This is a genomic window from Rhodococcus sp. IEGM 1351 (genome assembly GCF_030056875.1).
Lineage (GTDB): Bacteria > Actinomycetota > Actinomycetes > Mycobacteriales > Mycobacteriaceae > Rhodococcus_F > Rhodococcus_F opacus.
Window position 1 is genome coordinate 396,775 of record NZ_JASHKU010000002.1, and the last position, 25,010, is coordinate 421,784.

General features: G+C 68.6%; 25 protein-coding genes. 5 read left to right on the forward strand and 20 right to left on the reverse strand.

Annotation, left to right across the window (positions count from 1 at the left end):
- Positions 1–25: 25 nt before the first annotated feature.
- The 6 genes from QM806_RS05015 to QM806_RS05035 all read right to left on the reverse strand — a co-directional run bounded on the left by QM806_RS05015 (position 26) and on the right by QM806_RS05035 (position 4,348).
- Positions 26–1,039 (reverse strand): sulfate/molybdate ABC transporter ATP-binding protein, encoded by a 1,014-nt coding sequence (locus QM806_RS05015; RefSeq protein WP_005575148.1) that lies wholly within the window; start codon positions 1,037–1,039, stop codon positions 26–28.
- Complete coding sequence (cysW, locus tag QM806_RS05020) at positions 1,036–1,842, reverse strand: sulfate ABC transporter permease subunit CysW (protein WP_005247987.1); 807 nt, start codon at positions 1,840–1,842, stop codon at positions 1,036–1,038. Before cysW ends, QM806_RS05015 begins: the two co-directional genes overlap by 4 nt.
- Positions 1,839–2,720: a sulfate ABC transporter permease subunit CysT gene (gene cysT, locus QM806_RS05025; RefSeq protein WP_005247989.1), complete on the reverse strand. Its 882-nt coding sequence runs from the start codon at positions 2,718–2,720 to the stop codon at positions 1,839–1,841. Before cysT ends, cysW begins: the two co-directional genes overlap by 4 nt.
- A gap of 7 nt (positions 2,721–2,727) precedes the next feature.
- Positions 2,728–3,759 carry a sulfate ABC transporter substrate-binding protein gene (locus QM806_RS05030; RefSeq protein ID WP_005261261.1) on the reverse strand — a complete coding sequence of 344 codons (1,032 nt, stop codon included), beginning with the start codon at positions 3,757–3,759 and terminating at the stop codon, positions 2,728–2,730.
- Between the two features lie 181 nt (positions 3,760–3,940).
- Positions 3,941–4,069 (reverse strand): Ms4533A family Cys-rich leader peptide, encoded by a 129-nt coding sequence (locus QM806_RS41610; protein WP_368681004.1) that lies wholly within the window; start codon positions 4,067–4,069, stop codon positions 3,941–3,943.
- A gap of 87 nt (positions 4,070–4,156) precedes the next feature.
- Positions 4,157–4,348 (reverse strand): hypothetical protein, encoded by a 192-nt coding sequence (locus QM806_RS05035; RefSeq protein WP_005261263.1) that lies wholly within the window; start codon positions 4,346–4,348, stop codon positions 4,157–4,159.
- Positions 4,349–4,426: 78 nt separating this feature from the next.
- Here QM806_RS05035 and QM806_RS05040 point away from each other — a divergent pair, with 78 nt between their 5' ends.
- Positions 4,427–6,382: a glycoside hydrolase family 15 protein gene (locus QM806_RS05040; protein ID WP_005261264.1), complete on the forward strand. Its 1,956-nt coding sequence runs from the start codon at positions 4,427–4,429 to the stop codon at positions 6,380–6,382.
- Between the two features lie 25 nt (positions 6,383–6,407).
- Here the strand turns inward: QM806_RS05040 and QM806_RS05045 are convergent, their stop codons facing one another.
- Both QM806_RS05045 and lepA read right to left on the reverse strand, forming a co-directional pair.
- On the reverse strand, positions 6,408–7,346 hold the full coding sequence (locus QM806_RS05045) for an NAD(P)H-dependent flavin oxidoreductase (protein ID WP_005575146.1): 939 nt from the start codon (positions 7,344–7,346) through the stop codon (positions 6,408–6,410).
- Positions 7,347–7,403: 57 nt separating this feature from the next.
- Entirely contained in the window at positions 7,404–9,296 is a 1,893-nt protein-coding gene (gene lepA / locus QM806_RS05050; protein ID WP_005575144.1) for a translation elongation factor 4, read from the reverse strand.
- Between the two features lie 65 nt (positions 9,297–9,361).
- Here lepA and QM806_RS05055 point away from each other — a divergent pair, with 65 nt between their 5' ends.
- A complete protein-coding gene (locus QM806_RS05055) occupies positions 9,362–9,925 on the forward strand; it encodes a type II toxin-antitoxin system PemK/MazF family toxin (RefSeq protein ID WP_005261266.1) in 564 nt (187 codons plus the stop codon).
- Between the two features lie 5 nt (positions 9,926–9,930).
- Here the strand turns inward: QM806_RS05055 and QM806_RS05060 are convergent, their stop codons facing one another.
- The 5 genes from QM806_RS05060 to QM806_RS05080 all read right to left on the reverse strand — a co-directional run bounded on the left by QM806_RS05060 (position 9,931) and on the right by QM806_RS05080 (position 15,121).
- Positions 9,931–10,692 (reverse strand): SGNH/GDSL hydrolase family protein, encoded by a 762-nt coding sequence (locus tag QM806_RS05060; RefSeq protein ID WP_120661438.1) that lies wholly within the window; start codon positions 10,690–10,692, stop codon positions 9,931–9,933.
- A gap of 131 nt (positions 10,693–10,823) precedes the next feature.
- Positions 10,824–11,597 (reverse strand): aquaporin, encoded by a 774-nt coding sequence (locus tag QM806_RS05065; RefSeq protein WP_283290611.1) that lies wholly within the window; start codon positions 11,595–11,597, stop codon positions 10,824–10,826.
- Positions 11,598–11,661: 64 nt separating this feature from the next.
- Positions 11,662–12,492, reverse strand: coding sequence for a transglutaminase family protein (locus tag QM806_RS05070; protein WP_005261269.1), 831 nt, complete (start codon positions 12,490–12,492; stop codon positions 11,662–11,664).
- An 8-nt stretch (positions 12,493–12,500) separates the two neighbouring features.
- Positions 12,501–13,472 carry an alpha-E domain-containing protein gene (locus QM806_RS05075; protein WP_005248011.1) on the reverse strand — a complete coding sequence of 324 codons (972 nt, stop codon included), beginning with the start codon at positions 13,470–13,472 and terminating at the stop codon, positions 12,501–12,503.
- Entirely contained in the window at positions 13,472–15,121 is a 1,650-nt protein-coding gene (locus QM806_RS05080) for a circularly permuted type 2 ATP-grasp protein (RefSeq protein ID WP_169693660.1), read from the reverse strand. Before QM806_RS05080 ends, QM806_RS05075 begins: the two co-directional genes overlap by 1 nt.
- 305 nt (positions 15,122–15,426) lie before the next feature.
- Here QM806_RS05080 and rpsT point away from each other — a divergent pair, with 305 nt between their 5' ends.
- Positions 15,427–15,687, forward strand: coding sequence for a 30S ribosomal protein S20 (rpsT, locus tag QM806_RS05085; RefSeq protein ID WP_005248015.1), 261 nt, complete (start codon positions 15,427–15,429; stop codon positions 15,685–15,687).
- Positions 15,688–15,757: 70 nt separating this feature from the next.
- On the opposite strand, the gene holA is transcribed toward rpsT, so the two are convergent.
- Positions 15,758–16,735, reverse strand: a complete 978-nt coding sequence (gene holA, locus QM806_RS05090; protein WP_054246743.1) for a DNA polymerase III subunit delta — start codon at positions 16,733–16,735, stop codon at positions 15,758–15,760.
- A 118-nt stretch (positions 16,736–16,853) separates the two neighbouring features.
- Between holA and QM806_RS05095 the strand changes: the two genes are divergently transcribed.
- Positions 16,854–17,609 (forward strand): hypothetical protein, encoded by a 756-nt coding sequence (locus tag QM806_RS05095; protein ID WP_005560624.1) that lies wholly within the window; start codon positions 16,854–16,856, stop codon positions 17,607–17,609.
- Here the strand turns inward: QM806_RS05095 and QM806_RS05100 are convergent.
- Entirely contained in the window at positions 17,602–18,711 is a 1,110-nt protein-coding gene (locus QM806_RS05100; RefSeq protein ID WP_043786877.1) for a carboxylate-amine ligase, read from the reverse strand. The two genes, QM806_RS05095 and QM806_RS05100, sit on opposite strands and share 8 nt — an antisense overlap.
- 46 nt (positions 18,712–18,757) lie before the next feature.
- Positions 18,758–20,308 carry a carboxylesterase/lipase family protein gene (locus tag QM806_RS05105; protein WP_054246740.1) on the reverse strand — a complete coding sequence of 517 codons (1,551 nt, stop codon included), beginning with the start codon at positions 20,306–20,308 and terminating at the stop codon, positions 18,758–18,760.
- A gap of 134 nt (positions 20,309–20,442) precedes the next feature.
- Between QM806_RS05105 and QM806_RS05110 the strand changes: the two genes are divergently transcribed.
- The gene (locus QM806_RS05110; RefSeq protein ID WP_054246739.1) at positions 20,443–21,171 is read left to right on the forward strand and encodes a GAF and ANTAR domain-containing protein; all 729 of its coding nucleotides are present in this window, start codon (positions 20,443–20,445) and stop codon (positions 21,169–21,171) included.
- 10 nt (positions 21,172–21,181) lie between these two features.
- Here the strand turns inward: QM806_RS05110 and QM806_RS05115 are convergent, their stop codons facing one another.
- From QM806_RS05115 to QM806_RS05130, 4 genes are all read right to left on the reverse strand, one after another.
- On the reverse strand, positions 21,182–21,352 hold the full coding sequence (locus QM806_RS05115; RefSeq protein ID WP_005261277.1) for a hypothetical protein: 171 nt from the start codon (positions 21,350–21,352) through the stop codon (positions 21,182–21,184).
- Between the two features lie 194 nt (positions 21,353–21,546).
- A complete protein-coding gene (locus QM806_RS05120; RefSeq protein ID WP_005560615.1) occupies positions 21,547–22,512 on the reverse strand; it encodes an LLM class F420-dependent oxidoreductase in 966 nt (321 codons plus the stop codon).
- Between the two features lie 52 nt (positions 22,513–22,564).
- Positions 22,565–24,124, reverse strand: a complete 1,560-nt coding sequence (locus tag QM806_RS05125; RefSeq protein WP_265146190.1) for a ComEC/Rec2 family competence protein — start codon at positions 24,122–24,124, stop codon at positions 22,565–22,567.
- Positions 24,124–24,987 (reverse strand): ComEA family DNA-binding protein, encoded by an 864-nt coding sequence (locus QM806_RS05130; RefSeq protein ID WP_182625026.1) that lies wholly within the window; start codon positions 24,985–24,987, stop codon positions 24,124–24,126. The genes QM806_RS05125 and QM806_RS05130 overlap by 1 nt, the downstream gene beginning before the upstream one ends.
- Positions 24,988–25,010: the final 23 nt, after the last annotated feature.

Consider the following 25,010-nt stretch of genomic DNA (forward strand, 5'->3'; position numbering starts at 1 on the left):
AGTCGCCTCCTACATCAGCGGGGAGTTACAGGGAGACCGGAACTTCGGCCTCCGGGAGTTCGGGTGCCCGCGTCGCCCGCGCGTACACGGTCTCGCCTTCCTGCAAGCCGAGCGCCGCGCTGTCGCCGCGAGTCACCTGCGCGGAGAACGGTTCACCGGTCGCCTCGTTACGCAGATCCACCCGCACCTCGAATCCCAGGTGCACCACGCGCTCGACGGTGGCCCGGGTGACGCCGAGCGATTCGGCCGTGCCGGCCTCCCGCGCGAGGGCCAGGTCGGGATCGCGGCCGAGACGGATGTCGTGCGGTCGGACCAGCTGACCGTTGAGCTTGGCCACCGACCCGAGGAACGACATCACGAAGTCGTTGCGCGGACGATCGTAGAGGTCCTCCGGTTCGCCGATCTGCTCGATCCGGCCCTTGTTGAGGACCGCGATCCGGTCGGCGACGTCGAGCGCCTCCTCCTGGTCGTGGGTGACCAGCACGGTGGTCACGTGCACCTCGTCGTGCAACCGGCGCAGCCACGTGCGCAGGTCCGTGCGGACCTTCGCGTCGAGTGCGCCGAACGGCTCGTCGAGGAGAAGCACCTTCGGGTCCACGGCCAGGGCCCGCGCGAGCGCCATCCGCTGACGCTGACCGCCCGACAGTTGCGCCGGATAGCGGTGCTGGAACCCGTCGAGGCCGACGATCTCGAGAAGCTCGTTGACCTTCCTGTCGATCTCCGGCTTGGGCCGCTTGCGGATCTTCAGACCGAACGCGACGTTGTCGCGCACCGTCATGTGCTTGAACGCCGCGTAGTGCTGGAACACGAAGCCGATGTCCCGCTTCTGCGGGGAGATGTCGGTGACGTCGTTCCCGCCGATCACGACGGTGCCGGAGTCGAGGGACTCCAGTCCGGCGATGGACCGGAGCAGCGTCGACTTGCCCGAACCACTGGGCCCGAGGAGCGCGGTCAGCGAACCCGAGGGGATGTCGATGGTGACGTCGTCGAGAGCAGCAAAGGACCCGTAGTTCTTCCGGGCGCCGGTCACGGTAATCATGTGGTGCTCCTCTTGCGGTCGAGCAGAGTCATCAGAAGCAGGGTGATCAGCGCAATGCCCATCAGCAGGGTGGCTGCGGAGTAGGCACCGAACGTGTTGTGGTCGTCGATGTAGCGCGAATGCACGAGCAGGGTCAGGGTCTGCGAAACCCCGGGGAAGCCCGAGGACACCATGATCACCGCACCGAACTCGCCCAGCGAGCGGGCGACGGTGAGGACCACACCGTAGGTCAGGCCCCAGCGGATGGCGGGCAGTGTGATCAGCCAGAACGTCTGCCAGCGGCTCGCGCCGAGCGTCGCGGCGGCCTGTTCCTGTTCCTCGCCGATCTCGTGCAGGACGGGTTCCACCTCCCGCACCACGAACGGCAGTGTCACGAAGAGGGTGGCGATGACCATGCCGGGAAGCCCGAAGATCACCTTGAACCCCAGCGATTCGAGCCCGCCGAACCAGCCGTTGGCACCCCACAGCAGGATCAGTGACACACCGACCACGATGGGTGAGACGGCGAACGGCAGGTCGACCACCGCCTGCACCAGGCCGCGGCCGGGGAAGCGGCCCCTCACCAGCGCGAGTGCCGTGACGATCCCGAACACCACGTTGACCGGGACGACGATGGCCACGATCAGCAGGGACAGGTTGAGCGCGGAGATCGCGGCGGGGGTGCTGATCGACTGGATGAAGGCGCCGATCCCGTTCTCGAACGTGCGGAACAGAATGATGACGATCGGCACCACCAGCAGGCCGAACAGGTAGAGCAGCGCGACTGCGCGCAGGGTGATCCGGGTGGACCCAGAGAGCTTCATTCCGCCTGCTCCTCACGACGCTGCCCCCGGCTGGCGAAGACCCGGAGGGCGAACAACGTCACGAACGCGATGGCCAGGAGAGCCACCGACACGGCCGCCGCGGCGGCCGGCCGATCGATTTCGATCTGCTGTTGAATGTACTGGGAAGCGACCTGTGTCTCTCGGGGAATGTTTCCGCCGATCAGAACGACGGATCCGTACTCGCCGATCGCGCGGGCGAACGCGAGCCCCGCGCCGCTGATGATCGCCGGGGTCAGGGTGGGCAGCACGACTCTCCGGAAGATCGTCACGTTGTCCGCGCCGAGTGAGGCCGCGGCCTCCTCGACTTCCCGGTCCACCTCGATGAGCACCGGCTGCACCGAGCGGACGACGAACGGCAGCGTCACGAACGCCAGTGCCACGATCAGACCGGGCTGCGTCGCGTTGAGGTGGACGCCGATCGGGCTCTCCGGGCCGTACAGCGACAGCAGCACGATGCTGGCCACGATGGTCGGCAGCGCGAACGGCAGGTCGATCAGCGCGTTGACGGCCCGCTTGCCGGGAAACTCGTCGCGCACCAGAACCCACGCGATGAGCGTGCCCATGATCACGTTGATCACGGCCACCACCACCGACACCACGACGGTGACGCGCAGGGACGCCACCGCCACGGGCGAGGTGATCGCGTCCACGAAGCCGCCGATTCCGTCGCCGAACGAGGCGACGGTGAGCGCGGCGAGGGGCAGGACCACGATGATGCTCAGCCAGAGCGTCGCGATGCCGATGCCGAGGGGTCCCACCGCACCGGTGACCCGGGCGACCTTCTTGCGCGTAGGCGGAACGGGCGGAGACGGCACCGTGGTGCCGCGTCCGCCCGTCGCCGTCGTCGTGTCGCTCATGTCGGTCTTACTTGGTTGCGTTGTCGTAGATCACTGCGATGGACCCGGTGTCCTTGGCGAACACCTCGGAGTCGACCTTGGACCAGCCGCCGAGATCGGCGATGGTCCACAGCTTGGCCGGCTCCGGGAACTTGTCGGCGAACTCCGTGGCCACCGCGGGATCGACCGGGCGGAATCCGGCCTCGCCCCACAGCTTCTGCCCCTCGGGGGTATAGAGAAAGTCCTTGAACGCGTTGGCCTTCTCCAGGTTCTTGCTGTTCGACAGCACCGCGACCGGGTTTTCGATCTTGAACGTGGTCGGCGGGGTCACGTGCTCGACGGGGTCGCCGTTGCCCTCGATGAACAGCGCCTCGTTCTCGTAGCTGAGCAGCACGTCGCCGGTGCCCTGCAGGAACGCCTCCGAGGCCTCGCGGCCCGACTTCGGCTGAATCTTCACGTGGTCGTTCACCAGCGAGGTGATGTAGGCCAGACCGGCCTCCGGGTCCTGACCGCCGTTGCTCTTCGCCGCGTACGGTGCGAGCAGGTTCCACTTCGCGGATCCGGAGCTGAACGGGTTGGGGGTCACGACCTCGACGTCGGGACGCAACAGGTCGTCCCAGTCGCGGATGTTCTTCGGGTTGCCCTCACGCACGACGATGGTGACGACCGACCCGAAGGGAATTCCGTTGTAGGCGTCCTGGTTCCAGCTCTTGTCCACCAGGCCGGCGTCGACGAGGCGGGTGATGTCGGGTTCGACGGAGAAGTTGACGAAGTCGGCCTCGGCGCCGTCCTTGACCTTGCGGGACTGGTCACCGGAGGCACCGTAGGACGGCTGGAAGGCCACGCCCTTGCCCTCGTCGGTGGCGTTGAACGCGGGGATCAGCTTGTCGAAGCCCGGCTTCGGCACGGCGTACGCGTACAGGTTGATGGTGCCCGCACTGCCGTCGGCACCGGCCGAGTCGCTGCCGACGGTGTCGCTGGCGCCGCCGCTGCACGCGGTCAGCGCCACAGCTCCGAGCGTCACGAGGGCCGTGAGAAGACTGCGAGAACGGCGTTTCATGGGAGAAACCTTCCTGGGGATCTGTCACAGAGGGGTGGTGCACAAACGTGGGAGGGGGTTCGAGAGGAGGAACGCAGGGATCGCCCGAGCGGGCATCAGGAATGCGAACGAAAATCAGCAGCGCGAGACCGATCGAACGGGTGCGGTGTCACCCGCACGCATTGCTGTGTGCGAGGAGAAATCAACAACAGTCGATGTCGGCGACTGCGAGCATGCCGACAGCGATCAACGCCAATTCATGGCGGACCTGGTGTACAGCGGCTTCAGACACGCCGTGGACTGTAGCAGAGGCTGAACCAACCGCCCACATCGAACGGGATCTACCGGGTGACCAGCCATGCGACGACGACGAGGACGAGCAGCGCGAGCAGCGCGAGCGTGACGCGGGAGCGCGGCATCAGGGTTCCTCCACCTTCGAGACGTCCCGCCTGAGCAGGACGAAGACTGCGGCCAGGCCACGATCGAGCAGCCACGCCAGTCCTCGGCACACCGGCACCATCACCAGCAGCACGAGAGCGACCTGCGGAACGAACGGGAGCCCGGCGATCCACAGCTCGAAGCCGTCCCACCAACTCGCCATCCGGTCCACGGTTGCCACCCTATCGTTCGCCGGCACCGAGTCGGCGCACAGGTGGACGCCGCGACGACGACAGCCGATGATAAGCAGATGGTGTCTCTCGATGCGCACTCGGACGACCAACCCCGCTCCGCCGCGCATCGTCACCGTCGCGCGTTTCCGCCGATCGACGATTACGCATTCCTGTCGGACTGCGAGAACACGTGCCTGATCGCACGGAACGGCGCGGTCGAGTGGATGTGTATCCCCCGGCCCGACTCCCCCAGCGTCTTCGGCGCCGTCCTCGACCGCAGCGCCGGCCACTTCCGGATCGCACCGTACGGGCAGAACGTGCCCGCCGCCCGCCGCTACCTGCCAGGGGGACTGATCGTCGAGACGACGTGGCAGACCCCGACAGGGTGGCTCATCGTCCGCGACGCACTCGTGCTCGGCCCGTGGCACAACGTGGAGCAGCGGTCCCGCTCCCGCCGCCGCACCCCCACGGACTGGGATGCCGAACACATCCTGCTGCGGACCGTCAAATGCGTGAACGGCACCGTGGACCTCGAGATGAGCTGCGAGCCCGCGTTCGACTACCACCGCGGCGACGCAGTGTGGGAGTACACCGGCAAGGTCTACGAGGAAGCCACCGCCACCTGCACGTCGAGCGGCCCGGGCGACCACCCGACACTCCGGCTGACCAGCAACATGAAGCTCGGGCTGGAAGGGCGCGAGGCCCGCGCCCGGACCCGGATGGTCGAGGACGACAACGTGTTCGTGGCACTGTCCTGGTCGCACCTGCCTGCGCCGCAGACGTACGACGAGGCTGCCGAGAAGATGTGGCAGACGGCGAAGTTCTGGCGGGAATGGATCACGACCGGCCGCTTCCCCGACCACAAGTGGCGTGGCTACCTGCAGCGCAGCGCCCTTGCCCTGAAGGGGTTGACGTACGCCCCCACCGGCGCGCTGCTCGCCGCGTCGACCACGTCGCTTCCGGAAACCCCCGGGGGTGAACGGAATTGGGACTACCGCTACGCGTGGGTCCGCGATTCGACGTTCGCGCTGTGGGGTCTGTACAGCCTCGGACTCGACCGGGAGGCCGACGATTTCTTCGCGTTCCTCTACGACGTGTCCAGTGCCGACGACGGCAAGTACCGGCCGCTGCAGGTGATGTACGGCGTCGGCGGCGAGCGGACCCTCGTCGAGGAGGAGCTGCCGCATCTGTCCGGCTACGACGGCGCGCGTCCGGTCCGGGTCGGAAACGGCGCGTACGACCAGGATCAGCACGACATCTGGGGAACGATCCTCGATTCCGTGTACCTGCACGTGCGATCGCGCGAGCGGGTGCCGGAAACGCTGTGGCCGATGCTCAAACGTCAGGTCGAGGAGGCGATCGAGCACTGGCAGCTCCCCGACCGCGGCATCTGGGAGGTGCGCGGCGAACCACAGCACTTCACGTCGTCGAAGATCATGTGCTGGGTGGCGCTCGACCGGGGCGCGAAACTCGCCGAGCAGCAGGGCGAGACGAGTTACGCGGACCAGTGGGCCGAACTGGCCGACGAGATCAAGGCCGACATTCTCGAGCACGGCGTCGACGCACGCGGAGTCCTCACCCAGCGGTACGGCAGCGACGAACTCGACGCCTCACTCCTCCTCGCTCCGCTCCTGCGGTTCCTGCCCGCCGACGACCCGCGTATCCGCGCGACCGTGCTCGCCATCGCGGACGAGCTGACCGAGGGCGGGCTGGTGCTGCGCTACCGGGTGGAGACCACGGACGACGGGCTGACGGGCAAGGAGGGCACGTTCACGATCTGTTCGTTCTGGCTCGTGTCGGCGCTCGTGGAGATCGGTGAGCTCGACCGCGCGAAGCGCCTGTGCGAGCGGCTCCTCGGGTTCGCCAGCCCCCTCGAGTTGTACGCGGAGGAGATCGATCCCGGGTCGGGACGGCACCTGGGCAATTTCCCGCAGGCGTTCACCCATCTGGCGTTGATCAACGCGGTCGTTCACGTCATCCGCGCCGAGGAGGCCGCGGCGAGCGGCTTCCACCCTGCCCACTACGCGGTGTGATCAGGCCGAGGACCTGCGACTGCGGTTACTCCGCGAAACGGTGTAGCAACCGCTCCGCGTCGGCCGCGATCTGCCGCACCACGACACCGGCCGGCCGCTCCGACGTGACGAGACCAGCCGCCTCCCCGGCGTACACGACACCGAGGTCGGGATTCGCGGGGTCGTAGGCGGCGGCGAGTTCGGTGTCGGGGGCGTGTGCGCCGTGCCAGCGGGACGTGAACTCGTTGCTCAGGGCCCGCCCACCCCATCGGGCCGGCCACGGCTGGCTGCGCGCCTGGTCGAACACCGACGTGTACACGGTGTCGGCGCTGCCCGCCGCGATCAGCTTGTCGCGGGCGTACTCCGGTCCGATGGTTTCGGGGCTGGCCAGCAACGCGGTCCCGATCATCGCGCCTTCCGCGCCTGCGGCGAGAACAGCGGCGAGACCGCGGCCGGTCGCGATGCCGCCGGCCGCGAGCACGGGCAGCGCGGTGGCGTCCAGGATCTCCTGCAGCAGCGGCAACGTCCCGATCCGGCCGGTGTGGCCGCCCGCCTCGGCGCCCTGGGCGATGACGAAGTCGACGCCCGCCGCCTCCACGACCCGCAGATCGTCGACCGTGTTCACCTGCGACATCACGAGCGCCCCGGTGGCGTGCACCCGCTCCACGTAGGGCGCGGGATCACCGAACGACAGCGACACGACCCGCGGGTTCTCCGCCAGCGCGGCGTCGAGCAGAGCGTCGTCGTCGTCGAGCGCCCAGGTCATCAACCCGATACCGAAGGCGTCGCCGCCGATGCTCCGCGCGACCGCCGTCTCCTTCGCCACCCACTCCGGGGTGGCGTAGCGCGCCGCGCCGAGCAGGCCGAGCCCACCCGCCTTCGACACCTCGCCGACGAGGGCCCCGCCGGCCCGTCCGCCCATCGGGGCGCCGAAGATCGGTACCTCGATTCCCAGTGTCCGGGTGAGCCAGGTTTCGAGGGCCACGTGCCGCACCTACTTTCGATCAGACGTCGACGGAGGAGAACCAACCGAGCGATCGCGCTACTTCTTCGGCTTGTCCCCGACCGATTCGGACGACAATGCGGCCACGAAGGCCTCCTGCGGAACCTCGACCCGGCCGATGGTCTTCATCCGCTTCTTGCCTTCCTTCTGCTTCTCGAGCAGCTTGCGCTTACGGCTGATGTCGCCGCCGTAGCACTTGGCGAGCACGTCCTTGCGGATCGCGCGGATGTTCTCACGCGAGATGATCTTCGAGCCGATCGCCGCCTGGATCGGCACCTCGAACTGCTGCCGGGGAATCAGCTCACGCAGCTTCGACGTCATCCGTCCGCCGTACGCGCCGGCCGCGGAGCGGTGCACGATCGACGAGAACGCGTCGACCGCCTCACCCTGCAGCAGGATGTCCACCTTCACCAGGTCGGCCTGCTGCTCGCCGGCCTCCTCGTAGTCGAGGCTGGCGTACCCCTTGGTCCGCGACTTCAGGGCGTCGAAGAAGTCGAACATGATCTCGCCCATGGGCATCTCGTAGCGAAGCTCGACCCGGGTCTCGGACAGGTAGTCCATGCCGCCGAGTTCACCGCGCCGGTTCTGGCAGAGCTCCATGATCGCGCCGATGAACTCGCTCGGCGCGATGACGGTGCACTTCACCATCGGCTCGTAGACCTCGCGGATCTTGCCCTCCGGCCAGTACGACGGGTTGGTGACGACGTGCTCGGAGCCGTCCTCCATCACCACCCGGTACACCACGTTCGGCGAGGTCGAGATCAGTTCGAGCCCGAATTCGCGCTCGAGGCGGTCGCGGGTGATCTCCATGTGCAGCAGTCCGAGGAATCCGCAACGGAAACCGAACCCGAGCGCCACCGACGTCTCCGGCTCGTAGGCCAGGGCGGCGTCGTTGAGCCGCAACTTGTCCAGGGCGTCGCGCAGCACCGGATAATCCGACCCGTCGAGCGGATAGAGGCCGGAGTAGACCATCGGCTTGGGGTCGCGGTACCCCACGAGGGGTTCCGTCGCACCGCCGCGCGCGGCGGTGACCGTGTCGCCGACCCGCGACTGCCGGACGTCCTTCACACCGGTGATGAGGTAACCCACCTCGCCGACGCCGAGGCCGATACTGGCCTTCGGTTCGGGCGAGATGATGCCGACCTCGATCAGATCGTGGGTGGTGCCCGTCGACATCATGGTGATCTTCTCGCGCGGCGAGATCCGGCCGTCGACGACGCGCACGTAGGTGACGACTCCGCGGTAGGCGTCGTACACGGAGTCGAAGATCATGGCGCGCGCCGGACCGTCGGGGTCGCCGACGGGGGCGGGGATCTGCCGCACGACCTCGTCGAGCAGTTCCTTCACACCCACGCCGGTCTTGCCGGACACGCGCAGCACGTCCCCCGGTTCGCACCCGGTGATGTGCGCGATCTCCTCGGCGTACCGGTCGGGGTCGGCGGCGGGCAGGTCGATCTTGTTGAGCACCGGGATGATGGTGAGGTCCTTCTCCATCGCCAGGTACAGGTTGGCGAGAGTCTGGGCCTCGATACCCTGCGCGGCATCCACCAGCAGGACCGCACCCTCGCAGGCCTCGAGTGCGCGCGAGACCTCGTACGTGAAGTCGACGTGCCCGGGGGTGTCGATGAGGTGGATGACGAACTCCTCGTCGCCCACCTTCCACGGGAGCCGCACGTTCTGCGCCTTGATCGTGATGCCACGCTCGCGTTCGATGTCCATGCGGTCGAGGTACTGGGCACGCATCTGCCGCTCCTCGACCACACCGGTGAGCTGCAGCATGCGGTCGGCCAGCGTCGACTTGCCGTGATCGATGTGCGCGATGATGCAGAAATTCCGGATCCGGGCAGGATCCGTGAACGTCTTGTCGGCGAAACTGCTGATGGGGGACCCCTTACCTGGACCGGCACCGGCCCGGTTCCGGACCACTGTCACCTGTCAGGATATCCAAGCCACCGCGTTGCGGCTGCCGCGGCATACACGCACTAAGCTCGGCGGCCATGGCGAGCACGTGGAGCAGCATCGGGAAGACGTTGGGCCGACTTGCACGGGACAAGGGCCCGCAGCTTCTCCAGCAGTTGCAGAAGTCCGGCGCGCTGGACCGCGCGGCCGGTGTCCTGACCGGGTCGACGGCCGCCGCGCCGAAGCCGGCCCCGGGTCGTCCGGTCACCGCGAACTCCGCCCCGACAGCCCATCGGGCACGGAGGGTGGAGTACTCCCCCGACCTGGACGGTCGCGCGGATCCCGGCGAAATCGTCTGGACGTGGGTGGCGTACGAGGAGGATCCGAGCCAGGGCAAGGACCGCCCGGTGCTCGTCGTCGGACGCGATGGCGACACCCTGATGGGGTTGATGCTGTCCTCGCAGAGCAAGCACGACGGCGACCGGGACTGGATCGCGGTCGGCACGGGGGCGTGGGATGCGGAGGGCCGTCCGAGCTGGATCCGCCTGGACCGGGTGCTGGACGTGCCGGAGGCGGGGATCCGCCGCGAGGGTGCCGTGATGGCCCGGGACACGTTCGAGATCGTGGCGCGGCGTCTGCGGGCGGACTTCAGCTGGCAGTGACGCGGTCACCGGCCTAGATCTTCGGCGATCATCTCGGCGATCGCGGTCATCGCGAGCGCGTTGGGGTGTGCCGGTTCGGCGGGTGACTGCGGCAGGATGCCCTCGAACCATCGCTGTCCCGCCGGCGCGCAGGCGTCGTGCCCACCGTCCACGGCGGCCGTCGCGATGTCGACGTAGTGCACGCCGTACCTGGCCGCGGCCTGGGCGTAGATCTGGTTGAACCGTGCGAAGTATTGCTCGAGCCAGACCGCGTCCGCGTCGGACACGGGCAGGTTCGGCCAGCAGCCGCGTCGTCCGACGGAGCCGCCGTGCCCGATCAGGTAGACCTCGGCGTTCGGCGCCTTCGCGACGATCGCAGCCACCACGGCGTCGACCTGGGGCGCCATCTGCGCGATCCCCTCGACCGTGAGTTGCTCCGCCCGTGGGTTGTTGCGGCAACCGGCATCTGCGCCGGGAACGACGGCGCCGCATCGCACCGACACGGGCAGGTGATTGGAACCGCCCCCGCCGATGCTGAGCGTCACGACGTCGGTGTCCGGGCGGAGCGCGTCGATCTGCGGCGGAGCGAATCCCGTCCCCACGAACTGCGGCGTGCTGATCACGTGGGCGGGTTTCGCGGCGGAACAGGTGACGTCGACGACGGTGGCTGCGCCGATCAGCCGCGCCAGCTTCGCCGGGTAGTTCAGGTCCGGTGATCGCAGGCACAGGTCGCGGTGCTCGGAGAACTCGATGAGCGGCCCGGCCGCCCGGGAGTCGCCGAGTGCCACATATGTCGGTCCCCGCCGCGGCGCGTCCTCGGCGGTCGCGGTCGCCGGGATCACCCCGGTGAGCGCGAGAACGACGCACGTGAGGATTGCGGCTCGCAGGGCGCGCCGGTCCGGGACGGGTCGGTGGGTGCTCAGCTCTGCAGTCGGTCGTACCGGCCGAACAGCGACCGGTACACCAGCGCTCCCACCGCGCCACCGATCAACGGGAACACGATGAACAGCCAGACCTGAGCGAGCGCGCCGTTCTGGTACGGCGCGACGGCGAGACTGCGGGCGGGGTTGACGGACGTGTTGTCGATCGGGATCGACACGAGGTGGATCACGGCGAGCGTGAATCCGATGGAGACACCGGCGAGGGGGACGTCGGAGATCTGGTCGGTGGATGCGAGGACCACGAACACGAGCAGCGCGGTGAGCAGGACTTCGATGATCATCGCCGCACCGATGCCGTACCCGTTCTCGATGACCCCGCCGAGCGGCCCCTTGATGGCGGACGGGCTGTGGGCTCCCCAGCCGTTGGCGCCGAGACCGTCGGCGGCCCGGTTGTACGAGGGCAGGCTCTGCGCGATCGCGTAGACCACCACTCCGGCGACGAGACCGCCGATGACCTGTGCCACGACGTACAACCCCGCCTTCGCGACGGACAACCGGCCGAGCGCGAGGTGTCCGACGGTGACGGCCGGGTTCACGTGGCAGCCCGAGATCGGGCCGATGGCGTAGACGAGGAAGAGGAGCGTCAGTCCGAATGCCAGTGCCACACCGAGGTTTCCGACCTTGGCTCCGGCGAAGACCGCCGTACCCACCGCCGCGAAGACCAGTACGAACGTACCGACCGCCTCTGCTACGTATTTCTTGAGATCCGAGATCGGTTCGACTTCTACGTGTTCCTGTGCGGTTGGAGACATTGAACCCACCTTCGTCGAAATGGATCGTTAGTCCTGCTTTCCACAGAGAGATCTGGCTGGCACTTTACGCCAGGCGTGTGATCTCCACGACGACTTCGAGATCTGTCGCCCGGCCACCGGAGAAGATGCCCTTGAGCGGCGGAACGTCCGCGTAGTCCCGTCCGATACCCACCGACACGTGCTGTTCGTTCACCGCGACGGCGTTGGTGGGGTCGTATCCCCACCATGCACCGGTCCACGCCTCGACCCACGCGTGACTCTCCCCCGCCACCGTGTCGTCCACCGCCGCATCGGGTTTCGGGTGCAGATAGCCGGACACGTAGCGACTCGGAATCCCCATACTGCGCAGAAGGACCAGCGTCAGGTGCGCGTAGTCCTGGCACACGCCCTGCCGCTCGGCCCAGGCGTCGACCGCGGACGTGTGGACGCCCGTCGTGCCCGGAACGTAATCCATCTCCCGATGCACCCAGTCCGCCGCCGCGACAACGGCTTCGTCGGGAGTGCGGCCCTTGCGGAGGTCCCGGGCGATCGTGTCGAGCTTGCGGCTGCGCGGCACGAACGTCGTGTTGCTCAGCTGTTCGTTGAACCGGTCGGTGAGCGGAGGGCTGACCAGCTCGTCCCAGTCCACCTTCTCCTCCGGCTCCCAGAACGGCTCGGTCTCGACCACGGACAGCCCGGTGACCTCGAGTTCCTTGTGCGGCGCATGGAGATCGAACGCGGTGACGGCGGTGCCCCAGTAGTCGGTGTAGCGGTACGACCGCGTCGCCGGCGTCGTTTCGACCCGGTTCAGGATCACCGTCTGCCTGCTGTCACCGCGAGGGGTGAGTCGCGCCTCGTTGTACGAGGACGTGACCGGTGCGTCGTAGGCATACCCGGTGGTGTGCACGACTCTCATACGCCAGCTCACAGCTCTCCCTCCACGACGGCTTCGCCGCCGACGGCCCGTGCATCGGTCCACGCCACCCACGGCGCGGCGTGAAAATACTGCAGCGCGATGGCTTCTCCGAGCTCGCGGCAAGTTTCCTGCAACCCCGCGAGCCGATCCTGGAGATCCTCGAGGAGCACGCCGGGCGGCAGGAACTCGAGTTCGCTGCGGGCCCTGCCGAGGAGACGCTGCGCCTCGGCCCTGGGTCCGACGCGGCTGTCGGGCTGGTGGTCGAGTTCGGCGAGGCACAACTCCGCCTGCCGGATGGCGTGGAACACCGACCGCGGAAACAGCCGGTCCAGCAGGATGAACTCGACCACCCGGTTGGCGTCCAGCGCGCCGCGGTATGTGCGCAGGTAGGTGTCGTGGGCTCCCGCGGAGCGCAGCACCGTCACCCACGCCGGCGAGGACGGGCGGTCGCCCGCACGGGACAACAGCATCCGCGCGAGCATGTCGACGCGTTCGATCGAGCGGCCGAGCAGCAGGAAGCGGTATCCGTCGTCGCGGCTCATCGTCGAATCGGCCAGACCCGCGAACATCGCCGCGCGTTCCTCCACGTACCGGAAGAACTCGTGCGGCCCGAGACGCTTGGACGCCCGCTCCCGTTCGGCGAGGCCGTTGTACGTGGTGTTGAGGCACTCCCACATCTCGCTGGACGTGACCTCCCGGGCACCCCGCGCGTTCTCGCGGGCGCTGGCGAGGGAGTCGATGATCGAGCCCACCTGGTTGCGGCTGAACGCCACCAGTTCCGTCACCGACCGGACGTCGAGTTCGGTGTCGGGCGCTTCGATGCCGAGCACCCGCAGCAGCAACCGGGACGTGCGGTCCGGGTCCACCGAGGCGTCGTCGAGCAGTTGATGCACGGCGACGTCGAGAATGCGGGCCATGTCGTCGGCCCGCTCGACGTACCGGCCGATCCAGTACAGCGATTCCGCGTTCCTCGCGAGCATCAGCGATCACCTCCCTGGCCCTGTTGCTGCTGCTGTTGCTGCTGCTGTTGCTGCTGCTGTTGCTGTTGTTGTTGCAGTTGAGTCGTGCTGAGTTCGGGTCCCTGCTCGGCCTCGGCGGACTGCGCAGGCTCGGCCACGAGCTCCTCACCTGCGAGTTCCCGCTCCTCGTCGGAGCTCCTGCTCGCGAGCACCCACGTGTCCTTGCTGCCGCCGCCCTGGCTGGAGTTCACGACGAGAGACCCCTCGGGCAGGGCCACGCGGGTGAGCCCGCCCGGCAGCACCCACACGTCGTCACCGTCGTTGACCGCGAAGGGCCGCAGATCGACGTGCCGGGGAACCAGTTCGTCCCCGACCTTGGTGGGCACCGTGGACAGCTGGACGACGGGCTGCGCGATCCACCCGCGCGGGTCCGCCTTGATCTTCCGGGCGATCGTGTTCAGTTCCTTGGGTGATGCGTCGGGGCCGAAGACGATGCCGTAGCCGCCGGAACCCTCCACCGGTTTGATCACCAGTTCGTCGACCCGGTCCAGGACCTGTTCGCACTCCTCGTCGAGCCAGCACCGGAATGTGTCGACGTTCGCGAGCAACGGCTTCTCACCGAGGTAGTAGTCGATGATCTGCGGGACGTAGGTGTAGACGAGCTTGTCGTCACCGACCCCGTTGCCGACGGCACTCGAGATGACGACGTTGCCCGCCCGGGCCGCGTTCAGCACGCCGGCCACCCCGAGCACGGAATCCGGGCGGAAGTGCATGGGGTCGAGGTAGTCGTCGTCGATGCGGCGGTAGATGACGTCGACCTGGCGTTCGCCCTCGGTCGTGCGCATGTAGACCATGTTGTCGCGGCAGAACAGGTCGCGGCCCTCGACCAGTTCGACACCCATCTGGCGCGCGAGCAGCGAATGCTCGAAGTACGCGGAGTTCGCGACCCCGGGCGTCAGCACCACGACGGTCGGGTCGGCCTCGTTGAGGGCGGCGGAAGCGCGCAGCGCCCGCAACAGATGGGAGGCGTAGTCGCCGACGGACCGCACACGGTGTGACATGAACAGGTCGGGGAACACCCGCGCCATCGTGCGGCGGTTCTCCATGACGTACGACACTCCCGACGGCGAACGCAGGTTGTCCTCCAGTACGCGGAACACCCCGTTCTCGTCGCGGACGAGGTCGATTCCGGCGACGTGGATCCGCACCCCGTTCGGCGGGACGATCCCGGAGGCCGCCCGGTGGAAGTGCTCGCACGAGGTGACCAACCGCTTCGGCAGCACGTGGTCACGCAGGATGCGCTGTTCCCCGTACACGTCGTCGAGGAACATCTCGAGCGCCTGCACGCGCTGCTTGATGCCTTTCTCGAGACGCGTCCACTCGGCAGCGGCGATGACCCGAGGAACCAGATCGAGCGGGAAGGGTCGCTCCTGACCGGACAGCGAGAACGTCACGCCCTGGTCGATGAACGCCCGGCCGAGGGCGTCGGATCGGGCGGCGAGATCGGCTCGGTCCGCGGGCTCGAGCGCCTTGAAGACGCCTTTGTAGGGCGGGCGGACGGTGCCGTCGCGGTCGAACATCTCGTCGAACGCCAGCCCGTAGCGCCCGATGTCGGTGTACCCGTCGAACACGTGGGCGGGTTCTGCGGGCTTGCGCGGCCGGGCGGTCACCCGCGTCCGCGGCTGGGTTCCCGATGCCTTCGCACCCGCCTGCGTGCTTCCCCCCGATTTTCGGACGGGGGCTTTCGAGGTTGCCGACGATTTCGTTACTGTTGACGACTTCGATGCTGGGGGCGTCATCCCAGACATGCTGCTACATGTACACCCCTTCAGCAGCACAGCCGCAGGATTTGTCGGCGCGTCCGGCGCCGGTTTGAGATCGGACACCGATCACTGGTAATCTCGCCTGTCGGTGCATATGTGTGCGCCCAGAGCTTTCTCGACCGTAACCAGCTTAAGACGACAGGATTTTACGCGTGGCCAACATCAAGTCCCAGGTGAAGCGGATCCGTACCAACGAGGCGGCCCGACTCCGTAACCAGTCGGTGAAGTCCTCGCTGCGCACGGCGATCCGCTCGTTCCGCGAGGCTGCGGCGGCCGGTGACAAGGACAAGGCCAACGAGCTCCTCGTCGCCACCAGCCGCAAGCTCGACAAGGCAGCCAGCAAGGGCGTCATTCACGCCAACCAGGCTGCCAACAAGAAGTCTGCTCTCGCGCAGGCGATCAACAAGATCTGACGGTTCTTCCGTCGTAGGCTCTCCAACAGCCGCTCGATCCTCGGACCGAGCGGCTGTTGTCGCGTCTCCGTCAGACCTGTCGTAGCCGGGAGACGCGGCCCACGGCACTCTCGACGGCGTAGTCCGCGTCGGCCGACGCGCCCTTGACGTCGGCGTTCAGGGCGGCCACGATGCGCAGCGCCTCCCCCACCGACGTCGGTGTCCAGCCCTTCGCGAGGGCCTGCGCCTTCTTGATCTTCCAGGGCGGCATGCCGAGTTCCGACGCCATCCGGAACGGGTCTCCCCGCCCCGCCGGGGCCACCCGGGCGATCGAGTGCACCGCATCTGCCAGCGCGTCCGCCAGCAGCACGTGCGGCACGCCACGCAGCATCGCCCAGCGCAGCGCCTCGATCGCGCCCGCGGTGTCGCCGGCGACGGCCTTGTCCGCGACGTCGAATCCGCTCACCTCGGCCTTGCCCGAGTAGTACCGCTGGACGGCGGCGACGTCGATCTTTCCGCCGGTGTCGGAGGTGAGTTGCGAGCACGCGGCGGCCAGTTCGCGCAGATTCGAGCCGACTCCTTCGAACACGCTCTGCACCACTTCCGGCGACACCCGCACCCCGAGGGTGCGGAACTCGCCGCGAATGAACCCGATCAGGTCGCCCGACTTCAGTTTGGCGCAGGGGTGCACCACGGCTCCGAGCTTCTCCAGCGCCCCGGTCATCGCTTTCGCACGTCCGCCGCCCGAGTGCAGGACCACCAGGACGACGCCCGGTGGCGGGTCGCCGGCCGCGTCCAGGATCAGTGCCACGGCGTCCTTGCCCGCCTCCGCCGCGGCCTCCAGCACCACCACGCGATCTTCGGCGAACAGCGAGGGGCTGAGCAGTTCGGCGAGTTCGGCCGCCCCGGCATCACCCGCCCGCAACCGGTTGACGGGAAGCTCCGCGCCCGCGGCCACGTCCGCGTTCGCGCGGACGTGGCCGATGACCTGCGCCACCGCGCGTTCGACGAGGAATTCCTCGTCACCGAGGACCAGATGGAGCTGTTCGAGCTGAGTTGGAGTGCTCACGCGAAGATCGTGCCACGTGGGGCGGACACGGTCGCCGACACCCCGTAACCGGGACCGAGCAGGGCGAACACGGGCGATCGCCACGCAGCGGTCGCGTCGGCGGTGGACACTCGATCATATGACCGCGGAAACCGAGGTGGACGGCGTCACCCGCGAAGACTACGCGCACATGATCGACCTCGACGACGATCGCGCGGCAGGGCACCGGTACGAGCTGAGTTTCCGGTACACCTGCCGCGACGGGCTGCTCCTCCGATGGTCGGTGCAACTGGTGACCCGCTGCTCGGCCTCCGGGCACGCCGAGACACTGTTCGCGGGTGGTCGATCCGTCCTCGAACCCGCATCGCCCTCGCATCGCGACGTTGCGGGGGCCGGCTCCGACGGCGACTTCGACGCGGCGTGCGACTTCTACGAACACCGGTGGCGGGCCCTGCTCGACCCGGCGGGCGGCAGCCCGCGAGGTGAGAACGAGCAACGTCACCTGTCCGACGCGCTCACCCTGTACGGGCGTACGTGGCGCAACACCGCCGGCCGGGCGCTCGCCGACCGGCTCGCGTCGTTCGCCGAGGTCACCGTGCTCGCCCTGGGCACCGACCCCGCGTTCCACGTCATGCGCCGCACCGCCGCCCACTACCCCGATCCGGTCGTCCTCGCCGTCTACCAACCCGTCGGGCAGCGCATCGACCTCACCCTGGTCGACACCGCGACCGTGGAGGCGTTGATCGACGACCCCGGTCCGCTGCGCACCGGACCGGACACCAGCGCAGGCGCCCTGCTCACGGGCATCGGACCCGCCGGACTGCTGCATCCCGGCTACATCGGCTCCACCACCGCCGGCGTCACCGAGCTGACTCCGCCGCCCCCGGTCAGCTGACCACTTCGCGCGTCAGGAGGTCGACCACCGCCGCCAGCGTGCCGACGCGCCCGAACTCGGCCCGTTGCCGCTCGGCGCCCGTGCCCTCCCGCAATACGGTGTCGAGCCCCGACTCGAGGAACGCCCGATCACTCGCGCCGAGCCCCGGGGCCACGTACTCGTTCAGCATTTCCAGCTGCAGGCGGATCGGCTGGGACCGATCCGCGGCCGGGCTCGTGCATTCCCCGTCGAGTCCGTCGCGAGCCGCGCGCCACAACTGCGCCCGCAGCAGCTCGCCGCGCAGCCACGGCACGGTGAGGCCGTCCTCCAGCGACCGCAGCGCCCACCCGACGAGCCCCTTCACGACCACCGCGAAGAGCGCCGCGTGCGCGGCGGTCATGGCGACGTCCGCGATCCGGACCTCGATGGTCGGTTGCTTGTCGGAGAGCCGGACGTGCCAGTAGATCATTCCCCGATCCATGGCGGCACCGGTTCCGATCATGGCGCCGACCGTCGCCTCGTACTGGTCCGCGGAATCGAAGTGGGGCGGCGGTCCCGCCGACGGCCACCGCGACCACATGATGTGCCGCCAACTGTGATACGCGGTGTCGTGCCCACTGTGGAACGGGGAGTTCGCGGCGAGCGCGAGCAGCACGGGCAGCCAACTGCGGACCAGGTTGCTCACCTGCACACCCACGTCGCGGCTCGGGATCCCCACGTGCACGTGGCAGCCGCACGTGGTCACCGTGTCCACGATCGACCCGAAGTGACGGGCCATCTCCTCGTACCGCGGGCTCGGGGTGATCGCCGGGGGCAATCCCTCGACGATCAGGGACGTCCCGCTGGGCAGCAGCAACAGGTCGCGGCCCGCGGCGGCCTTCGCCAGCCGGCGGCGCAGGCTGCGCAGCTCCTCGTGCAGTTCCTCCCCGGTGTGGCACACACCCGTCGCCGTCTCGATCTGGCATCGGGCGAGTTCACGCTGAAGCCCGTGAATGTCGTGGCCGGCCTCGGCCACCACGTCGGGTCCCGCGGCGGAGAGGTGACCGGACTCGTCGACGAGGAAGAACTCCTCCTCGACTCCCACACTGAGGTCGCGACCCGATTCCGTTGCTGCAGGGCTCATTCAGGAGGTATCCCCCCGTTCCGCGGATACGAAACCGGGCCGCCGCTCAGGTGAAACCGATGACTTCCTCACCCCAGGCCCGGCGGAGTTCCCGGTCGGGATCGGCGACGACCGCGTCGTTCTTGCCGATCAGCAGGGTCGTGCGATCCGCCTCGTCGTACCGCGGCCAGCCGACCTCCTCTCCCGTTCCGTCCGGGGTGCCCTCGGTGGCGAACGACAGCCACCGTCGCTGGATCCGCTCCGACACGTGACCGGCGGTTCGGTGCCCACCGAGCTTGAACGTGGGGTCGTGCGGGACCACGCCGAAGTTCCCGAAGACGTACGGCACCTCGGTGCCGTGGGTGGCGCCGATCCGCGCGGCGCGCAGGAACGGTGTCGCGTAGTCGAAGCGGTACAGCCAGGTCGGGGCGACGCGGCTGTGCGCTTCCGCGATCCACAGCGTCGGCATTCGGAACGCGGCGTCCCGCGAGATCTCCATGGCCGAGCGTTTCTTCGGGTAGTCGGGATATGCGGCCGCCACCTCGTGCTCCTCGTCTGCCGGGAGGTCGGGGTGATCGGCGGCGATCGCCACGAACATCTGGTGCACGGCGTCCGGGGTGATGGGCATCAGGGGCGACTTCATGAGCCGGAACATCGACGCCTCGTCCTTGTTCGTCCCGATCAGCAGCGGAATTCGGTGTGCGAGGCCTGTGCGGAATGCCGCGACAGGGTGGTGCGGGACCACGTCGCCGTCGACGGTCGGGGCAACCGCCAGGGTGCCGGGGACCCGTGCGGGCACCTGCTGGACGAGTTCGACGCAGGCCTTGGTCAGCACGTCGACGGGCAGGTCGCGGAGTCGGCTCGCGTCGGCGGGCGCGATGTCGAGCAGCTCGAGGAACGATTCGGCGATGCTCGCGGCGCGGTCACTGCCGTAAACGGACGTCGCGGGCGAACTCTCGGCGATCGCACGGTGGAACAGTCCCTCCGCCGGTGGGGACGTCATCAGCGTGGTGACCGCGCCGCCACCGGCGGACTCCCCGAACAGCGTCACGTCACCCGGGTCGCCGCCGAACGCCGCGATGTTGTCGCGGACCCAGGTCAGTGCCGCGATCTGATCGCGCAGGCCCAGGTTCGTGTCGAACGGATGCTTCTCGGTCGAGAACGAGGAGAAGTCCAGGAATCCCAGCGCACCGAGCCGGTAGTTGAACGTGACGACCACGACGTCGCCGCGTTCGACCAGACGAGTCGGATCGAACATGCGCTGTCCGGACGAACCGAGGTAATACGCCCCGCCGTGGATCCACACCATCACCGGCCGCGCTCGCTCCGTGTCCGTCGCGGGGGCGAAGACGTTCAGGGTCAGGCAGTCCTCGTCGATGGTCAGACCGGGGTCGATGGGCAGCGGGCCGTGCTCGTTCTGCGGCGCGATCGAACCGAACCGGGAACAGTCGCGCACCCCGGTGAACGGTTCGGGCGCGCGCGGGGCGCGGAGCCGCCACTCGCCGACCGGCGGCGCGGCGTAGGGAATGCCTTTCCATGACCGGACGCCGTCCAGGCGGACACCCCGCAGCGTCCCCTGGCCGATGGTCACCTGTGGGTCCTCGGTGCGCGAAACCATGCCGTCATCTTCGCCCGGGACGACCGCCCCCGGAGTCCGATCGGGAATTCCTCCGGCCCCGGACCTGCAGCGACCGCCCTCTCTGGCAGACTGAATCAGTGAGCCGGGCGCATGCCCGCACGCTGGAGGAACCGATGCGAGACACAGTGCCCGATACGACGCGCTCGCAGGCTGTCGGCAGGTCGGCCGCGACGTTCGCGACCCTCGCCGATCTTCTCTACGCGGGTCAGGATTTCGGGCACGTCCACCAAGCCATCTGCGACGCCGCGCCACTACTCGTCGAGGGCTGTGACCACGCGAGCCTGATGCTCCGGGAGGGATCCCGCTACGTGACGGCCGCGGCCAGCGACGACGTGGCCGCCCGCGTCGACGAGTACGAGCGCGACGAGAACGAGGGACCGTGCGTCGATGCCATCGTCAGCGACACGCCCCAGTTCGAGACGGACCTCTCCACCACGTCGCAGTGGCCGCGGCTGTCGGCGCGGGTGCTGGCCCACACGCCGGTGCGCGGTGCGGCCGGATTTCGCATGGTCATCCTCGGGCGCAAGGTCGGCGCCCTCAATCTGTTCTCCGACACGGCGGGAGCCCTCAACACCACGTCCGTCGAGCAGGGCATCATGCTCGCATCGTTCGCGGCGGTGGCGCTGGCGGCCGTCCACGAGCACGCCGAGGCCGAGACACTGCGGGCCGGCCTGACCAGCAACCGTGAAATCGGGAAGGCCGTGGGTCTGCTGATGGCGTTCCACAACATTCCCGAGACTCAGGCGATGGAGATTCTCCGCACCACCTCGCAGGACATGAATCTCAAACTGGCGAAGGTGGCGCAGGAAATCGTCGCTCACCATCACCGGAAGGTGACCTGACCGCTGTCAGTCAGTCCACCTCCGGCGCATCGGGGTTACCCGCGATGCCGAGCATGGACAGGAGCATGCGGCAGTCTTCGGCGTCGAGTGACTGGGCAGCAACGACCCGCTGCGCCCTCCACACCTGCCCGGCGTCGAGCTCGTCGTCCACATCGAGATCTGTCCGCTCCGATTCCGACATTCGCCCTCCAATGCGGGTGCGTTCCAAGACCGTTCACCTCAACATCTGCCACCGGATGGTAGTCGGTGTTTCGGTGTCGCATACGCACATCGGGAATCGAAGTCGAAACGATACAGACGTCGTTCCGCCGCCGTCGCACCGAGCGTGCCGCGCGGCGCACTCCGGAGACGAAAGTGACAGCGGCACAACATATATCAGGAAGTTGCCAGCGCCCGCAGCGGCTCACTCAACTCGTTGGCGAAGAATTCGAAGAAGCCGTCGACGTCCGGCCCCGCGTTGATCAGCGCCAGATGATCGAACCCGGCATCGACGAAAGTGCCTGCCACCTCGAGGTGCCGCCGGACGTCCGGACCGCACGCCATGGCGTCGCGGACGTCCTCGGTGCGGATCGACGACGCCGCCGCCTCGAAGTTGATCGGATTCGGCAGTTCCGCTTGAACCTTCCATCCGGTCAACCCGAACCGGAACAACCGATGCGCCGACTCGACCGCGGATTCCTCGTCACGCGCCCACGCGAGGGGCACCTCCCCGTACTTGGGCCCCGACCCACCGGCCCCGGCATAGGCCTTCACGAGGTCCGGATCCGCTTCGGTGGCGAACAGTCCGTCGCCGAGTTCCGCGGCGATCCCGACTGCCTCCGTGCCGCCCGCAGCGACCGCGATCGTGGGCGGCACGTCGGGCAGATCGAAGACGCGTGCGTCGTCGAGGGTGAGGTGCTTGCCCTCGTACGAGTGGTAGCCGCCCGACCACAGCAGGCGGATGATGTCGATCGCCTCACGAAGCATCTGGTGCCGGGTGGTCACCGACGGCCAGCCGCCACCGACGACATGCTCGTTCAGCCGTTCCCCCGAACCGAGTCCCAGGGTGAACCGGCCCTCGCTGAGGACGGCGGTCGTGGCCGCGGCCTGCGCGATGATCGCGGGGTGATATCGGACGAACGGGCAGGTGACACCGGTCGCCAGACCGATCCGGTCGGTCCGTGCCGCGGCGGCCGCGAGCATCGACCACACGAATCCCGAATGTCCGTGACTGTAGAGCCAGGGGTGATAGTGATCGCTCACCTCGACGAAGTCGAAGCCGGCCCGTTCGGCTTCCACCGCCTGCCGCACGATCTCCCGCGGATCGAACGTCTCGGCCATCAACTTGAACCCCACCTGCATGTCGTCGTCCCTTTCCTCGAGTTCTGCGAAGGTTTCCCGGATTCGGGCGCGCTCACACAACGCGACCCAGCGACGACGGCCAGATCGGCGCCCACAGCACCAGCACGCCGATCGCGATTCCCGCCAGCACCAGCCGGGGTCCGCGTCTGCGTAGCGTGACACCGAGCGCCACCACGGCACCGAGGACGATCGCCGCACCGGCGGGCCCGGAGGGCACCGGAATCGAGGCACCCGGAAGCCGCGCGCCCCGCTCGGCCACGGTGACGAGCCACCACAGCGGCCACTGGGTCACGCGCACCACCACTTCCGCGACGGGAACACTGACCCCTGCGATCAGCGCGGTGACCGCTCCGGCCACGGTGATCACGCCGACCACGGGGGCGACCAGGATGTTCGCGCAGATGGACACCAGGCTCACCGTCCCCGCCATCGCGGCCACGATCGGAGCGGTGACGGCGAAGGCGGCGACGGACACCGCCACCGTCTCGGCCACCGCCCGCGGCCAGCCGCGGCCCACCAGCACGTCGACCCCCACCGGCGCGATCACGATCAGCCCTGCAGTGGCGGTTGCCGAGAGAACGAAGCCGAAGTCCACCGCCAACCCCGGTGACCACGCCAGCAGGGCTATGACACCCGCTGCCAGCGCGGGCATCGCCTGTTTCCGCCGTCCGGTCACGAGCGCCAGCAGGGCGACCGAGCCCATCGCCGCGGCGCGCAGCACGCTGGGTGACGGTCGCGCGATCACCACGAATGCGATCAGCGCCGCGGCAGCCAGCGCCGCACCCGCGCGGGGACCGAGTCCCACCCCTCGGACCAGGAGCAGCACCGCTCCCAGCAGGATGCTGACGTTCGCCCCGGACACCGCCGTGAGATGCGTCAGTCCGGTCGCGGTGAAGTCGTCCTTCACCTCCCGGGGCAGCGCCGAGGTGTCGCCGACCACCAGCCCCGGCAACAGTCCTGCCTCGTCGGCAGGCAGGACGGCGGCGGCAACGGCGAACCGCGCACGCAGGGCGCCTGCCCACCGCTGATGCGGTGGCGCGGGACCGACGTCCGCGGGCGGTCCGGACACCCGGACCGCGGCCAGGCTCAGGTCCCGGTGCCGCGGAGGGCTCACCTGCCCGCGCAGGACCACAGCCTGTCCCGGCAGCAGTCCGAGCCACCCGTCCGCCGGGGCGAGGACGACCACCGCACCGCCCGAGTGGATCGTCTCGGTGGCCCGGCGGATCTCGACGACGTTCGCGTTCACGAGGACGTGTCGTCCGAAGCCGGCAATCTCCCGGGGATCGTCGGCAAGGGTGACGACGAGCGTCACCCACGTCTCGTTCCGGGCGAGTTCGGTCATCGGGTGCCGTTCCGCGGCCTGAACCCGCCAGGCCACCCCTGCAGCGCAGCAGGACCCGAACAGCAGTACCGCCAACGTCCCGGCCGTCCACCGTCCCGGCCCCCGCAGGGCGCATCCCGCGGCGAGGAGAACCGCCGCTCCCGACAGGATCGCCACGAGGACCCACGCCGCCCGGGAGCCTCCGAGGATACCGATCAGCGTTGCCGCCCAGCACATCCCGGCGAACGGAAGAAGCCGCAGGTCGAGGAGCCGCGGTTCGTTGTTTCGCATCACAGGGTGACCTGGCCGCGCAGTTTCTCCAGCCGCACCGGCCCGATCCCGTCCACCTCCCCCAGTTGCGAGATGTCGGTGAATTTGCCGTTGGTCGTTCGCCACGCGACGATCGCCGCCGCCGTGACGGGTCCGACACCGGGAAGTGCATCGAGTTCCGTCTCCGTCGCCGTGTTGAGGTTCACGAGCCCTCCGCCCGTGGCGGCCGGTGCGCCGGCGGGCCCCGGTGATCCTGCGGAGGCACCGCCCACCGCGCTCGGTGGCGCCTGGGTGGTCGCGGCACCTACGAGCACCTGATCGCCGTCCGAAAGTCGTTGAGCCAGATTCAATCCGAGGGTGTCACCGCCGTCGCGCACTCCCCCGGCAGCGGCGAGAGCGTCCGCGACCCGGGAGCCCGGTGGCAGCCGGACGAGACCGGCCGACGCCACCAGTCCCACGACGCTGACGACGATCTCCTCCGCCGGGGCGGGTGCCGCCGCCGCCGCGGCGGGAGTCGTCGTCGCCGGTGCCGGAGTCAGGGAATGCACTCCGGCGGCGGGTAACGACGGAACGGCCTGCGTCTCCGGCCGATCGCTGCGCACGCCGAGCACGGTGGCCGTCGCGACGACGATTCCCACCACGATCAGCACCAACGCCCCGGTCCGCCCGGGATCGAATCGTGCGTCCCGCCACCGGTCCGGCAGCGAGAATCCGCCCCGGCGGCGGTCGGCGGACCACGTCGTGTCGCCGTCGAGGACGGTTCCGCTCGGCTCGGCCAGCCACTCCGGCGCCGCCGGTGTGTCGGGCGGCACCGCATCGCGTTCCCCCGACGTCAGGATCGCGAGCCGGGTCCGGCCCCTCGAACGTTCTTCCCTGATGCCCATGGAGGCGACGGTAAAGTGCGCCG